Below are 13,688 nucleotides of genomic sequence, written 5' to 3'. Positions count from 1 at the left end.
CGTATTAGGATTACCTCGATCGGTTCTTTCGTGCCTGGAATTCTTGAATGACCACCATCCTCGAAAAGACCGCCGGTCTCGTCGCCTTCGTGCGCACGGTCGATGCCGGCTCGTTCCATGCCGCCAGCCGGCTGGTCGGCTCCAGCCCGTCGGCGGTGTCGAAGAGCGTGGCGCGGCTCGAGCGGCGCCTGGGCGTGCGGCTGATCCAGCGCTCGACGCGCCGGCTGGCACTGACCAGCGAAGGCCTCGCCTATTACGAGCGAGTCGCGCCTTTGCTGAGAGCGCTCGATGATGCCGAGGACACCGTCCAGATGGCCGATACGGCACGCGGCCTGCTGCGCGTCACGGCATCCGTCGAACTTGGGCGCGGCCTGATCGCCGCATGGGCGCAAGCGTTCCTGGCTCAACACGACGAGGTGAAGCTCGAGCTCAGCGTCACCGACCGCCACGCCGACCTGATCCGCGAAGGCTATGACGTTGCGGTGCGCATGGGGGCGCTCTCGGACACCGGGCTCATCGCGCGCAAGATCGCCAATCTGCCGATCGTGCTGGTGGCATCGCCGACCTACGTCGAACGGCGCGGCCGGCCGGCCTCGATCGAGGATTTGCAGAGCCACGACTTCGTCCGTTACCAGATGGCCGGCCGACCTTATCCCGTCACATTGGTCGACGGCACGGTAATCGTGCCGAATGGGCGGCTCGATACCGACGACGGCGGCGCCATCCGGCAAGCGGCGCTTGCCGGAGCCGGCATCGCGCATCTGATGCAGTTTGCCGTGCAGGACGATCTCGACGCCAGCCGTCTGGTCCGCATTCTGCCCGCGGTGGCGATGCCGACCATGCCGGTGCACATTGTCCATGCGTATGGGCGACAGCTACCGGTCCGCGCCCGGCTGTTCGCCGACTTCCTGGCGAACCAGATGGCGGCGCTGACGCGATAGGGCGGGCGCTCTGTGGCAAAGACAGCGGCGCTTCGTCGATGGCCATGCGGTAGCCTTTGAGCGTCGCTGCGTTGAAGTTGAATATCAAGTGCTGGCGCGGCGCGACGTAACGAGAATACCTGTCAGCGAGCTAGAACGTAATCTTCACCGAAGCGGCGCTGCGGTTGGCCGGCCCGTGAAAGACGGCCTCTATGTTGTTGCCGTCGGGATCGAGCAGGAAGGCGGCATAGTAGCCGGGATGGTAGTGCTGCCGCTCACCCGGCGCGCCGTTGTCCGCGCCGCCGGCGTCGAGGCCGGCTCTGTAGAAGGCGTCGACCATCGCGCGGTCACTGGCCTGGAAGGCAAGGTGGTGGCGCCCCGTCAGTTGCCCGCTGGCCGCCCGGCTGTCGATGCTGGAGACGAACAGCTCGTCGGCCCAGAAATAATCCTCGGCGCTGCCGCCGATCGGAATATCGAGCACCTTGAAAACCGCCTCGTAGAAGCGGCGGCTGGCCTTGAGATCCCTGACCACCAGCTGGACGTGGTCGATGAGACGGCCGCGATGAAGTTCCATGCCTGACAGCTCCTGATCGCCAGGTTGGAAATCTAGCTCAGGACGGTGCACGGTCAATGCAATGGAGCAATTGAATGGCGCGATTTCCTGACTGGATAAAAAATGCAACCGGATTGTAGGATTCGAAATGTCGTCATCGTCCTTCGGACGCAAGCGGTGTGACGAAGCTTGAAAGAAGTCGCGCCGTGTCCAAACGATCTCGGGAGAAAAGTATGAGCCTTTCCTATCGTTGGGTCATCGTCGCGGCAGGTGCTGTGATGACCTGTGTCGCCCTCGGGGCGATGTTCTCGCTGGCGATCTTCCTCGAACCGATGGCGCTCGACACAGATTGGTCGCGCGCCGGCATATCGAGCGCTATGACGCTGAACTTCCTGGTAATGGGCCTCGGCGGCTTCGCCTGGGGCGCCATTTACGATCGCTACGGCGCCCGCATCGTGGTGATGACAGGTGCGTTGCTGCTCGGGCTGGCGCTGGTGCTGGCCAGCCGCACCGGCTCGCTGCTTGCCTTCCAGATCATCTATGGCGTGCTCGTCGGCCTCGCGGCAAGCGCCTTCTTCGCGCCGATGATCGCGCTGACCGCCGCTTGGTTCGACACCAATCGCAGCTTGGCCGTTTCCCTGGTCTCGGCGGGCATGGGCGTGGCGCCGATGACGATCTCGCCCTTCGCGCAATGGCTGATCACGGCCTATGACTGGCGCACCGCCATGTTCGTCATCGGCGTCGCGGCATGGGCGCTGCTGGTGCCGGCCGCATTGCTGGTGCGCCAGCCGCCCAAGCCTGCCGCTGAAGACGCCGCCGCCGATATTGCCGCCAACGATACCGGCATGTCGGTTCCACAGGCGCTGCGCTCGCCGCAATTCATCGTTTTGGCACTGACCTTCTTTGCCTGCTGCGCGGCGCATTCCGGACCGATCTTTCACATGGTCAGCTATGCCATGCTGTGCGGCATAGCGCCGATGGCGGCGGTCAGCATCTACAGCATCGAGGGCCTGGCGGGCTTAGGCGGCAGGCTTCTATACGGCGTGCTTGCCGACCGGCTGGGGGTCAAGCCGGTGCTGATTACCGGTCTGGCGATACAGTCCGTGGTCATCGCAGCCTATCTTGCGGTCAGCGAGCTTGGTCAATTCTACACGCTCGCCGTCATCTTCGGCGCCACCTATGGCGGCGTGATGCCGCTCTATGCGGTGCTGGCGCGCGAATATTTCGGCCAGCGCATCCTCGGCACGGTGTTTGGTGCCGTCACCATGCTGTCCAGCATCGGCATGGCCTTCGGCCCGCTCGCCGGCGGCATGGTGTTCGATGCCTATGCCAGCTATTCCTGGCTGTTCATCGGCTCGGCCCTTGTCGGGCTCGGCGCGGTGGCGGTGGCGATCGCCTTCCCGCGGCTGCCGCGCAGGGAGTTGCAACCGGCGTAGCGGAGAGAGGACGCAGGGGGTCGAAAGTGGACATGAACTATGCCGGCTTTTGACCCCCAACCACGAGACCCCATCGGCAACGACAGGAGCTTTGCGCTCTGTTAGGTCAGGTCTGTGGGCCCGATTTCTTTCTTGATTAGCGATCGGTCATGCTGCAGCGCAGCGCGCTCGCGCCAATACGACGTGTGGATAAGTCCGGGATTCGGACGCAAAACTGCCAAAATAGGCAAATTCAGGCGGTTCTCGCGCGTTTCGCAAGCCGCGCCTCACGCGATTATTTCAGCCACGTTAACATTTTGTGTTGCGGCGCAGCATTTTTTTCCTATCGTCGCCCCGGGGCATTCGATGGCGTGAAAAGACTCTCCTTGGCAACTCTCCCTGGAGGCTTGGAGAAGCGTGGTGTTGAGGCAATCTGCAATCTGGTGGACCCATTGGCGGCGGATGGCGCCGAGCCATTTGGTCGCTCCGCCCGAACCTCCGCAGCCCGCGCGAGACGCAGCGCTTTGAGCGAAAACGATCAGCCGCATTGCGCAGGCGCCGCTGTCCGCAGAGTGAGCTGCGGCGACCCGCGGCAACGATGTCATCGGAGACATCTAACTGGCGGAAGCCGCTGATGAGACGCGACACGCAATTGGACGCGCTGAGGGCCATCGCCGTGACGATGGTGATGTATTCGCATTTCTTTGCGGCGGGAGGGTCCTCCTTCTGGGGCCACATCGGCGTGCGATTGTTCTTCGTGCTGAGCGGCTTTCTGATCACGCGGCTTCTTCTGGACGCGCGCGCGTCCGCTGAATTCGAAACCGCGCCCGCACTCAAATCCTTCTACATCAGGCGGGCGCTGCGTATATTCCCTCCCTACTTTGCCGTGTTGGCTCTCGTTTGGCTGGTCGACCTGGAGCAGTCGAGGGGATCGCTGGTCTGGCATGCGCTTTATCTGTCGAATTTCTGGTTCGCACTGCGCAACGAATGGACGCCCTGGGTGCTCGCCCATCTTTGGAGCCTGAGCATCGAGGAGCAGTTCTATATCGTCTGGCCATTGATCGTCTTGCTGGCGCCGCTCCGGCGTCTTCAGTCGATCTGTATCGGGGTCATCCTGCTGTCGTTGTCGTATCGCTTTTATTGGCCGATCACCGGAAGTCCCGACCTCGCGCGCGACCTGCTTCCGCCAGCATCGATGGACGCGCTGGCGTCAGGTGCGCTGCTTGCAGTCTACCGAACCAGAACCGCTGTCTTGCCTCAGTGGCTGCGATTTGGCTGGCCGGCGCTCGCGGCCGCCTTTTTCGTCCTGCAGTGGTTTGCTCCGACGCCGGCAAATTCCGTGCAGGAATGGGGCCGCTGGCTGCTCTTGGAAGTCCTGCCTCTCGCGCCGCTGGTCGTGGTCGTTGCGAGCTGTTCCTCCGGCATTGACGGTTATCGGGGGAAGTTTCTCAACCTGCCACCGCTGCTGGCGCTCGGCCGCATCAGCTACGGGGTTTATCTCTACCATCCCATCGTCCTGTCGCTCGCGGTCATGTCCCAGCCCTGGATCCCGCTCAACGTCTCTGAGCAAGGGCCGGGGCGATTCCTGGTTGCGGGAGCGGCGACCATCATTGTGGCTTCGGTCTCATGGCTGCTTTTCGAAAAGCCGCTCAACAGCCTCAAGCGCTACTTCCCCTATGTTGCTCCAGGAACTGGCGCCGTCATCCTGACAGGTGTCAAATCGAATGACGCCGGGTGGCTTGGAAGGACAACAGGAGCTTATTTCAGCGGCCCGCTCGATGGCCGCAGAGCGTCCCTGGCACGCGACCTCCCGCGAACGGATCGGAGTTGACCTTGGCTGCTCCCTTGGTGTCCGTTCTGCTGCCGATCTATAATGCCGGACCTTATCTGGCAGCCGCGCTCGCCAGCATCCTGCGGCAGGATTACGATCGCCTGGAGATCATCGCGACCGATGACGGATCGACGGATAATTCCCTGCAGATCCTGCAGAATTTCCGCAAATCTGACAACCGCATCTCCATCGTCTCACGCGAAAACCGGGGCCTCATCGCAACCCTGAATGAAGGGCTGGCGGTGGCTCGCGGTGATCTGGTCGCCAGGATGGACGCCGACGATATCGCCTATCCCTGGCGCCTGTCGCGTCAGGTCGCACTCTTCAACCGGCGGCCCGACCTCGCCCTGTGCGGCGCAGGTGTCGATTTCCTGCTTGGCAACCGCATCGTCAAAGGCCTGCCTGATCCAGCTCTTCAGGAAAATATCCTGGGCATATTGTCAATGTTCTTCACGATATTCATGCATCCTACAGTAGTTTTTAATAGGAACGCCATAAAGGACGGCGATCTATATTACGACGAGAGCTATACCCATGCCGAAGATTTCGATCTCTTCAGACGGCTTACCGACCGTTACCCGGCCGCTATGATCCCCGAAAACCTGATCGCCTATCGTATCCATGGCGACAGCGTGACGAACCGGCACAAGCGGGAGATGCGGAGGACGCATTTGAAGATCGTGGCCGAAGCCCTTGAGCGGGAAGGCCTCGCGCCAAACGCGCGGGACCTCCGCGACATCGGTGATGCTGCCTCAATGGACACGGTCCGCCGTGCCGCCGATTGGATGCTTGCTCTGCAGGAGAGGATTTCCGGACTGCCGGCGGAAACGAGGCCGAGCTATGAGGCCGGCACGCTGAACCTGTTTTATTTCCTCTACCAACTCATAGGCGATGAGATGCAACCGCTGTTGACGCATGAGTTCCTGACGCGGACTGCCAAATGGGACCGCATTCGGCGTCGCGAGCGGTACGCATTGCGTGCCGGCGCCTACGCGCCGCGGTTCAGTCTCGTCTCGATGTCGGCGACCAGGCAGGTAGACGCCTTGTCGCGGTACTTGCAATCCGTGCCGGCCGCGGCGGTTCTGCCTTCCCTTGGGTTGCGCTAGAATGACAGTCAAATCCCACCAGCCTCTGCAGCACAGTCGCTCGAGTATGCTTGCGCCCATTTCGGCCGATCCCCGGCCGCAGCACGGCCCCGCACCGGAGGTCAGCTTCATCGTCTGCACGCGCAACCGCGTTGCGGTTCTCGAGCCTTGCATCAAGTCGATCCAAGCCGCGTGCCGTGCCCATCCTGCCTTCGCGGCCGAACTCGTGGTTGTCGACAACGGCTCGACCGACCGCACGGCAGAACGCCTGGCCAGCATCGCCGAACTGTCGGACATCCCATTGACGGCTGTTTGCGAGCCACGACGCGGATTGGCGGCGGCTCGCAACGCCGGTCTGGCGCGCGCACGGGGCCGTGTGCTGGTCTTCGTCGATGATGATTGCCAGGTCCATGGCGACTACCTCAGTGATTTGCAGCGACATTATGGGACCGGGGAACGGGTCGTCCGGGGAGGCCGCGTCGAGATCGGCGATGCCAGGGATTTGCCGTTCACGATCAAGCGATCGCTGGTCCGCGAGCGGCTTACATCGGATGTTCATCCCGGCGGTTTTGTGCTCGGCTGCAACATGACGATGCACCGCGATGCTGCTGCTCACATCGGCCTTTTCGACGAGCGGTTCGGCGCAGGCGGCCCGCTGCGCTCCGCGGAAGATACGGACTATCTTGTGCGAGCGGTGCTGCTCGGAATACCAGTCGAATATGTGCCCGACATGACGATTTTCCACCATCACGGCCGGCGAGATCGCAAGGCCATCGAAAAGCTCCACCGCGACTACTGCCTGGGCAATGGCGGGCTGTGCCTGAAACATGTTCGCCATGCGCCTTGGCTGCTTCGCCATTTCTACTGGGCCGTCCGATCGGCTTTCCGGGAATTGGTGAAGGGGCCTCGGTTCGATTGCGAACTCAAGCTGTCGCACTGGCCGATCGTCATCATGAATCTGCTCGGCGCGGCCAAGTTCGCGGTTCTTTCGTTGGCGAGACGGCCTCAGGCGCCGCAAGTGCGGCAGGATCAACAAGCACAGGATCAACAGGCAAATGCCGAGGCGAGGGTGAATACGCCATAATGCGACTGGTACCGCCGAGCCTGCCGATGCTGCGCCGCGCGCTTGGACGGAAGCAACTGCGGCTGCTTCCTGCCGTGGTGATGCTGGGTCTTGCCAGCGCGGCCCTTGAAGGCTTCGGCATAGGGCTGATCATCCCCTTGCTGGGCATCATCATGGGGCAGGGGGATCAAACCGGAATGGCCGGCTTTTCTGCCGTGTTCCAGCATTTCGGATCTGACCTCAGCGAGCGCGACCGGCTGATCGTCATTTCGGTCGCCATTCTCGGCTCGATCGTCCTGAAGAACGTCTTCGCCTTCGCAAACACGCTGCTGACGACCTTCATCTATGGCAAGGCCAGCCATTCGATCCGCAGCGCACTGTCGGAGCAGTTGCTACGGGTCGGATATCCATTCTTCCTGCAGCAAAGTCCCGGACGGCTGCTCAACATCATCTCCAACGAATCCTGGCGGGCATCGGATGCGATCCAGATCATGCTGACGGCCATCGTCAGCGCATCGGCCGCAATCATTCTGCTGGCTTTTCTGCTCCTGCTTTCATGGCAGATGACACTGTTGGTCACGCTGGGGTTGGTCGTCGTTCAGATCGCGCACGCGGTGCTGTCAGCCAATTTGAAGGCGCCGAGCCGCAGCGTCGCCTCGCGCAACAGCGATCTTGCATCGCAGATGCTCCACCTCGTGCATGCCGGGCGTCTGATCCGCATTTTCGGACAGGAGAGCCGCGAGAAGGCGACATTCGATCAGGCGTCGGACGCGGTTCGCCGGGCAGCTTTCGTCCTGCTTACGCGTCAGGGCGCGTTGCCGCCGCTGACCGAGGTTCTCCACGCGATGCTGTTTCTGGCGGTGGTGATCGGCGCCTGGTTCGTGGGCGTGAGTTTCCCGATGATCGTCGCGTTCGTCATCCTGCTCTACAGGCTGCAGCCGTATATGCGGGCCCTGCAAATGGCCTGGAGCCAGTTGCAAGGCTTGAGCGGATCGCTTGAAGAGGTGGTCTGGATGCTGGACCCGACCGACAAGCCCGAACCTCCGCGAGGACACCGACCGTTCCAGGGCTTGGCGCAAGGGATCAAGTTCGATGACGTGACCTTTACCTATTCCGGCAAGGACCAGCGTGCCGTGGTGCTGCATTCGGCGGCATTCGAGATCCGCAGCGGCCGCTCGACGGCGCTCATCGGCCGTTCAGGCGCAGGCAAGACGACGATCGTCAATCTCCTGTGCCGCTTCGTCGAGCCTGATGCCGGTAGAATTCTCGTCGATGGATCACCCCTCGACCAGATCGATCCCAGCCAATGGCGAAGGCATGTCGCACTTGCCAGCCAGGATTTGGAACTGGTGGATGGCACCATTTTTGAGAACATAATCTACGGGCAGGACGCAGCCTCGGCCGGCGACGCCCAGCGTGCTGCAAAGCTGGCCGAAGCGCATGAATTCATTGAACATCTGCCGCAAGGCTACCAGACGGTCGTCGGCTACCGGGGCGTCAATCTTTCAGCCGGACAGCGGCAGCGGATCGCACTGGCGAGAGCGTTGGTGCGCGATCCCGATATCCTCATCCTGGACGAAGCCACCAATGCGGTGGACGGACTGTCGGAAGCGGCAATCGTCGAGACCTTGAAGTCGAGAGCAGGCCGCCGCACGACCATAGTGATCAGTCATCATCACAGCACCATCTCATTCTGCGACGACGTGGTGATCCTCAGCGGCGGTCGCGTGAAAAAGCAGGCGCCTTTCGCCGCTCTGGCGACGCTCAGCATGGATGAGCTTTACCAGCATGAATCAATGGATTGATGAGGGATTGCGATTCTGCTTGCCGCGGTCGCCTTCCCGCCGCAGGCAGTATCTCTCATGTGGGGCTGCGGCTTTCGGCAGTCGACCCGGACCAGGTCGGGACAGGAAGGCCGTCACTCAGCCCGGCGCGAAAAATTTGTCGCCGCAGCCTTGCCTCGTCGTATCGGTCGCTTCCCTGATTGCGGTTCGGATGCCGCTGTGCGATCCGGTGTCGCGACGTTTCCGACGAGCGATGCGAGCTCGGCCTCGCTGAGCGTCTCGATCTCGAGCAGCTTGCGCGCCGTCTTTTCCAGCAGGTCCCGTCGCTCGGTGAGGAGCCCGACGGTTCGCGAAAAAGCTGTGTCGACGATGCCGCGAACCTCCTCGTCGATAGCCTCGGCGGTGGCCTCGCCGTAATCGTGCTCGCGCGGACCGCCGGCAAGTGGGTTGGGGCTCAGGAAGGAGCGCTGGTCCTTTTCCAGCGCCACATGGCCGAGCTTTTCCGACATGCCGTAACGCGTCACCATGGCGCGGGCGATATCGGTCACTTTGGCCAGGTCGTCGGCGGCCCCCGTCGACAGATGCCCGAACACGATCCACTCGGCCGCCCTGCCGCCGAGCAGCACCGCCATCTTGTTCTCCAGTTCCTCGCGGGTCATGAGGAAGCGGTCCTCGGTCGGCCGCTGGATCGTGTAGCCCAAGGCGCCGACGCCGCGCGGGATGATCGATACCTTGTGCACGGGGTCGACGCCGGGCAGCGCCATGGCTACCAACGCATGGCCCATTTCGTGATAGGCGACGACCTCGCGTTCCCTCGGGTTCAACAGCCGGTTGCGCTTCTCGAGCCCGGCCACGATGCGCTCGACCGCATTGTTGAAATCGTCCATCGTGACGACATCCGCCCTCCGGCGCGTGGCGAGCAGGGTTGCCTCATTGACCAGGTTGGCGAGATCGGCGCCGGTAAAACCCGGCGTCAGCGCGGCGACTTTTTCGGCATCGACATCCGCCGCCAGCTTGGCCTTCTTCATGTGGACTTTAAGGATCTGGACGCGACCTTGCTTGTCCGGGCGATCGACCAGCACCTGCCGATCGAAACGGCCGGCGCGAAGAAGTGCCGGGTCAAGGATTTCCGGGCGGTTCGTCGCGGCGAGCAGCACGACGCCGATTTTCGGGTCGAAACCGTCGAGCTCGACCAGGAGTTGATTGAGCGTCTGCTCCTTTTCGTCGTGTCCGCCCATCATCGGGCCTGCACCGCGGGCGCGGCCCAGCGCGTCAAGCTCGTCGATGAAGATGATCGCTGGGGCCTTGGCGCGTGCCTGCTCGAACAGGTCGCGCACACGGGCGGCGCCGACGCCGACGAACATCTCGACGAATTCCGAGCCCGAGATCGAGAAGAACGGAACTTTTGCCTCGCCGGCAACGGCTTTCGCGAGCAGTGTCTTGCCGGTGCCGGGCGGTCCGACCAGCAGCACGCCCTTGGGCATGCGCCCTCCAAGACGGCCGTATTCCTGCGGGCTTTTCAGGAAATCCACGATTTCCTGCAACTCGGCCTTGGCCTCATCGACACCCGCCACGTCGTCGAAGCCGACGCCGGTATTGGCCTCGACATAGACCCTGGCCTTGCTCCTGCCGATTTGCATCAAACCGCCCATGCCACCAGCCATTCGTCTCATCAGCAGCATCCACAAGCCAAAGAAGACGAGGATCGGGACCACCCAGGAGAGCAGGTCGCTCAGGAAGGTGCTTTCGATCTGGCCAGTGACGGTGACGCCGTGTTCCTGCAGCTGCCGCGCGAGGTTGGGTTCGACTCGCGTGGTAATGAATAGCGGCTTGCCGTCCTGCGGCTGCTTGAAGCGGCCCTGGATGAAGCGATCGGAAACCTGCACGTCGGCGATGTTGCCGTCGCGCAGCAGGGTTTCAAACTGGCTATAGGGAATCTGCGCGACGTGCTGGGTGGCGGTGTAGACGTATTGGAAGATCATCAGCCCGACGAAGGCGACGATCCAGTACCAGATATTGAACTGCGTCTTCCTGTTGCCCATGTCCATGGCGTCTCCTCCAGCGTCACATTGATGCAGATCGCCGAACCGCCGCGTCATACTGGGTGCCGTGACCAGCCCGGCGAAGCCGTCATAGCTCCCCAGCAATTGGATTTGCCATTGGAGCCGCGACAATCGGCTTCGGAGCGTGCCTTGGGAGAACGTCGGGGAGCGCAAAGTGTTGCAAGGAGTGCTGTGAGGGCGACAGCTATCCTTCCAATCGGGACCTTCTTGAACGGAAATCGATTGCCGAAGGAGACGTTGCCGGACTCACGATGCCGAGCCTATTGCAAGCCAGACATCGCGCTTGGTGATCCGCCCTCAAGAGGCGGCTGCTTCGGGCAGGCCCTCCAAGCAAAGCCATTTATGCTTTCTGTGACGCCAATGGAGCATTATCGGGGGTGGGAATTCCGGGTCCTCCAGGCAGCCGACTGATACCGACAGCGCATCCTTCAGCCCTTCTGCCCGCATGAAGACGACCGAGCCGCATGTAGTGCAGAATGTCTGCTCCAACCATTGTCCCGACGAGCCGGTTCTGCGCCAGGACCTGGTCTCGCCCTTCTGGCCGACGAGGGCGGAACCGGCGTAGATGGCCCGGTATGAGAACGCCGTTCCGGTGCAGCGCTGGCACTCCATGCAACTGCACGCATAGACGCGTCGCGGCTCTCCGGCGAGGACAAGTTCCACGCCCCGGCATGAGCAGGTCGCGGTTCGTTTCGTATTGCCGCTATGCATTCGCTGGCTCCCGGCTCTGACGCGGCGAGCCATTTCGAAACAGCAGCGCGAGAGATGCAAGATCATCTTCCATGCTCCCCAGCGAAAGCGCCTGCCGAAAAATCATATCCATGGCGCGCGGCATGGCCGCGTCGAGGCCTCGCTCCTCGCACGCCTCAAGCAGGTGCTGGAAGGCGCTGTAATGGGCGCCCAATGACGCCAGCGTTGCGTCGTCGCCGGCAAAACGGCGCGCATTCGTTCTATCCACCAGGTCGAACAGAGAGGCATCGACGACCGGCTTGAATGCGGAAAGATGGTTCCTGAACGTCTCCAGGTCGAGACCTTCGGCCTCGGCGACGGCCATGCCCTGGAGTGCTCCGAAGAGCCCGCCCCACATCTGGGTGAGCAGAGCGGTATCAAGTGCAGAGGCCTGGCCCGGCAACTCGCCGACATAGTTCGTGCCGCCGCCGAGCGCGAACAGCAGGGGCTTGTGCTTCTCGTAAACGTCGCGGGAACCCGAATAAAGCATTGCGGTCTCTGGTTTGCCGATAAAATCCGGAGTGGCCATGATCGCCCCGTCCAGATAGCCGGCACCATGCGCCTCCACCCAGCGCGCTTCTTCCCGTGCCAGACGCGGCGAGCCGGAGGTGAGTTGCACGACGGCTTTGCCGGCCAATGCCGAGGCGATGCCGTCCCGCTTCAGCAAAGCGTCACTGGCGGCATAGTCGAGAACATTGATGATCACGACCTCGGCCGCCTGGATTCCCTCCTGCACGGAAGATGCCACCTTCGCGCCGAGGGCCGCCAATGGCTCGCATTTTGCCGCGGTCCGGTTCCAGACCCAGGTTGGATAGCCGCGGTCGAGCAGCGTTCGAGCAATGGACGAGCCCATTCGGCCCGCGCCGAGCACGCAGACATTTGATGCCATAGTAACTTCTCCGATAGACTGATGGCCCTCTCGACGAGGGTCCGTTTTCATGTTTGGCGCGCTCAGTCCGAAGATATAAATTCTTGCTGTGTTGAGAAGTACGCACCTTGAGGTAAGCTATGGCCATCATGACAGGAGCTGCCAAATGAGGCGCAAGGAACCAGACAGCTGCGGTTTTGCTGCCGCGCTGCAGGCCATCGGCGGAAAGTGGAAAACCTCGCTGCTATGGGAACTGCACCTGCGGCCATACCGCTTTGCCGAACTGCGCCGCTTGTTGCCTGGCGTCAGCGAGAAGGTGCTCACGCAGCAATTACGGCAGATGGAAGCCGACGGACTAGTCAGCCGGCGCGCTTATGACGAGGTGCCGCCTCGCGTGGAATACTCGATCACGCCGCTCGGCTTTAGTCTGAACGATGCGGTGACAGTCATGTCGGCGTGGGGCAAGCACCACGAGACATGGAAATCGCAGCGTAAAGCAGCCTGACGTCGGCAGGCCTATAGAGGCTTTGGCCGACCGCCGCACGACATTCCTACTCGATGCGCGGTCGCTGCTTGCCACGGCGGGCCAGAAGATTGGCGACGACGAGCAGCACGATCGACAATGCCATCATCAGCGACGCGGCGGCGGTGATTGCCGGGCTCAGCTTCTCGCGCAGGCCGATGAACATCTCGAGCGGCATGGTGCGCTGATTGGCGCTGGCCAGGAACTGCGCCACGACGACCTCGTCGAACGAGGTGACGAACGCAAAGGCCGCCCCTGACAGCACGCCGGGCAGGATCAGCGGCAGCATCACCCTGAAGAACGATGTGATCGGCCTTGCTCCGGAGATGGCGGCGGCGCGCATCAGATTGCGGTCGAAGCCGGAGAGGCTCGCCCCCACCGTGACGACGACGAACGGGCTGGCGAGCGCGGTATGCGCCAGGATGATCCCGGCATAGGTGCTGGCGAGGCCGACGCGCGCGTAGAACAGATACGAGCCGACGGCGGTGATCACCACCGGCACGATCAGCGGCGACAACAGCAGCGGCATGACGATGCGGCGGCCGGGAATTTTTTCGTCTGAAAGTGCGATCGCCGTCAACGTGCCTAATATCGTTGCGATCAGCGTCGTCCCGAAGGCAACGATCAGGCTGTTGCCGATGGCTGCCTGCCAGCGCTGGGTTCCGAGCACGACCTCGTACCAGCGGGTCGAAATTCCCTCCAGCGGAAAGATGAAGAAGGCGCCGCTGTTGAACGACAAGGGAACGGGAATGAGAATCGGCACGAGGAGGAACAGGATCACCGTGCCACACCACAGCCAGAGCAGGGCGATGCGGATTCTTTCGCCTGTCGTTGGATAGGGAGACAGCAACATG

Annotated in this window: 12 protein-coding genes; 7 read left to right on the top strand and 5 right to left on the bottom strand. The window is 62.2% G+C overall.

Going from position 1 to position 13,688, the window contains the following annotated elements:
* The first annotated feature begins 47 nt into the window (after positions 1-47).
* Positions 48-941: a LysR family transcriptional regulator gene (locus tag X738_RS57535; protein ID WP_023799160.1), complete on the top strand. Its 894-nt coding sequence runs from the start codon at positions 48-50 to the stop codon at positions 939-941.
* A gap of 130 nt (positions 942-1,071) precedes the next feature.
* On the opposite strand, the gene X738_RS57530 is transcribed toward X738_RS57535, so the two are convergent.
* Complete coding sequence (locus tag X738_RS57530; RefSeq protein ID WP_091599415.1) at positions 1,072-1,503, bottom strand: VOC family protein; 432 nt, start codon at positions 1,501-1,503, stop codon at positions 1,072-1,074.
* Between the two features lie 203 nt (positions 1,504-1,706).
* On the opposite strand from X738_RS57530, the gene X738_RS57525 reads away from it, so the two are divergent.
* The 5 genes from X738_RS57525 to X738_RS57505 all read left to right on the top strand — a co-directional run bounded on the left by X738_RS57525 (position 1,707) and on the right by X738_RS57505 (position 8,672).
* Positions 1,707-2,909 carry an MFS transporter gene (locus X738_RS57525; protein ID WP_023799158.1) on the top strand — a complete coding sequence of 401 codons (1,203 nt, stop codon included), beginning with the start codon at positions 1,707-1,709 and terminating at the stop codon, positions 2,907-2,909.
* Positions 2,910-3,522: 613 nt separating this feature from the next.
* On the top strand, positions 3,523-4,719 hold the full coding sequence (locus X738_RS57520) for an acyltransferase family protein (RefSeq protein ID WP_031254896.1): 1,197 nt from the start codon (positions 3,523-3,525) through the stop codon (positions 4,717-4,719).
* Positions 4,720-4,721: 2 nt separating this feature from the next.
* Positions 4,722-5,825 carry a glycosyltransferase family 2 protein gene (locus X738_RS57515; RefSeq protein ID WP_031254894.1) on the top strand — a complete coding sequence of 368 codons (1,104 nt, stop codon included), beginning with the start codon at positions 4,722-4,724 and terminating at the stop codon, positions 5,823-5,825.
* 46 nt (positions 5,826-5,871) lie between these two features.
* Positions 5,872-6,888, top strand: coding sequence for a glycosyltransferase family 2 protein (locus tag X738_RS57510; RefSeq protein ID WP_051407816.1), 1,017 nt, complete (start codon positions 5,872-5,874; stop codon positions 6,886-6,888).
* Positions 6,888-8,672: an ABC transporter ATP-binding protein gene (locus tag X738_RS57505; protein ID WP_084833707.1), complete on the top strand. Its 1,785-nt coding sequence runs from the start codon at positions 6,888-6,890 to the stop codon at positions 8,670-8,672. Before X738_RS57510 ends, X738_RS57505 begins: the two co-directional genes overlap by 1 nt.
* A gap of 113 nt (positions 8,673-8,785) precedes the next feature.
* On the opposite strand, the gene ftsH is transcribed toward X738_RS57505, so the two are convergent.
* From ftsH to X738_RS57495, 3 genes are all read right to left on the bottom strand, one after another.
* The gene (gene ftsH / locus X738_RS57500; RefSeq protein ID WP_023799153.1) at positions 8,786-10,699 is read right to left on the bottom strand and encodes an ATP-dependent zinc metalloprotease FtsH; all 1,914 of its coding nucleotides are present in this window, start codon (positions 10,697-10,699) and stop codon (positions 8,786-8,788) included.
* Positions 10,700-11,011: 312 nt separating this feature from the next.
* Positions 11,012-11,425, bottom strand: a complete 414-nt coding sequence (locus X738_RS82620; RefSeq protein WP_084833706.1) for a GFA family protein — start codon at positions 11,423-11,425, stop codon at positions 11,012-11,014.
* The gene (locus tag X738_RS57495) at positions 11,418-12,332 is read right to left on the bottom strand and encodes an NAD(P)-dependent oxidoreductase (RefSeq protein ID WP_023799151.1); all 915 of its coding nucleotides are present in this window, start codon (positions 12,330-12,332) and stop codon (positions 11,418-11,420) included. Before X738_RS57495 ends, X738_RS82620 begins: the two co-directional genes overlap by 8 nt.
* A 145-nt stretch (positions 12,333-12,477) precedes the next feature.
* Between X738_RS57495 and X738_RS57490 the strand changes: the two genes are divergently transcribed.
* A complete protein-coding gene (locus X738_RS57490) occupies positions 12,478-12,816 on the top strand; it encodes a winged helix-turn-helix transcriptional regulator (RefSeq protein WP_023799150.1) in 339 nt (112 codons plus the stop codon).
* Positions 12,817-12,862: 46 nt separating this feature from the next.
* On the opposite strand, the gene X738_RS57485 is transcribed toward X738_RS57490, so the two are convergent.
* On the bottom strand, positions 12,863-13,687 hold the full coding sequence (locus X738_RS57485) for an ABC transporter permease (protein WP_031254888.1): 825 nt from the start codon (positions 13,685-13,687) through the stop codon (positions 12,863-12,865).
* Between the last annotated feature and the right edge of the window lies 1 nt (position 13,688).

It is taken from the genome of Mesorhizobium sp. L48C026A00 (assembly GCF_000502375.1).
Lineage (GTDB): Bacteria > Pseudomonadota > Alphaproteobacteria > Rhizobiales > Rhizobiaceae > Mesorhizobium > Mesorhizobium muleiense.
Note: the sequence above shows the minus strand (reverse complement) of the source record. Positions and strands in the feature narration are given on the sequence as shown.

What these genes read in the sequence shown, in the direction of transcription:
- X738_RS57485 (WP_031254888.1), bottom strand. Translation starts at nt 13,687, where the DNA reads ATGTTGCTGTCTCCCTATCCAACGACAGGCGAAAGAATCCGCATCGCC.
- X738_RS57510 (WP_051407816.1), top strand. Translation starts at nt 5,872, where the DNA reads ATGCTTGCGCCCATTTCGGCCGATCCCCGGCCGCAGCACGGCCCCGCA.
- X738_RS57525 (WP_023799158.1), top strand. Translation starts at nt 1,707, where the DNA reads ATGAGCCTTTCCTATCGTTGGGTCATCGTCGCGGCAGGTGCTGTGATG.
- X738_RS82620 (WP_084833706.1), bottom strand. Translation starts at nt 11,425, where the DNA reads ATGCATAGCGGCAATACGAAACGAACCGCGACCTGCTCATGCCGGGGC.
- X738_RS57520 (WP_031254896.1), top strand. Translation starts at nt 3,523, where the DNA reads ATGAGACGCGACACGCAATTGGACGCGCTGAGGGCCATCGCCGTGACG.
- X738_RS57490 (WP_023799150.1), top strand. Translation starts at nt 12,478, where the DNA reads ATGAGGCGCAAGGAACCAGACAGCTGCGGTTTTGCTGCCGCGCTGCAG.
- ftsH (WP_023799153.1), bottom strand. Translation starts at nt 10,699, where the DNA reads ATGGACATGGGCAACAGGAAGACGCAGTTCAATATCTGGTACTGGATC.
- X738_RS57505 (WP_084833707.1), top strand. Translation starts at nt 6,888, where the DNA reads ATGCGACTGGTACCGCCGAGCCTGCCGATGCTGCGCCGCGCGCTTGGA.
- X738_RS57535 (WP_023799160.1), top strand. Translation starts at nt 48, where the DNA reads ATGACCACCATCCTCGAAAAGACCGCCGGTCTCGTCGCCTTCGTGCGC.
- X738_RS57495 (WP_023799151.1), bottom strand. Translation starts at nt 12,332, where the DNA reads ATGGCATCAAATGTCTGCGTGCTCGGCGCGGGCCGAATGGGCTCGTCC.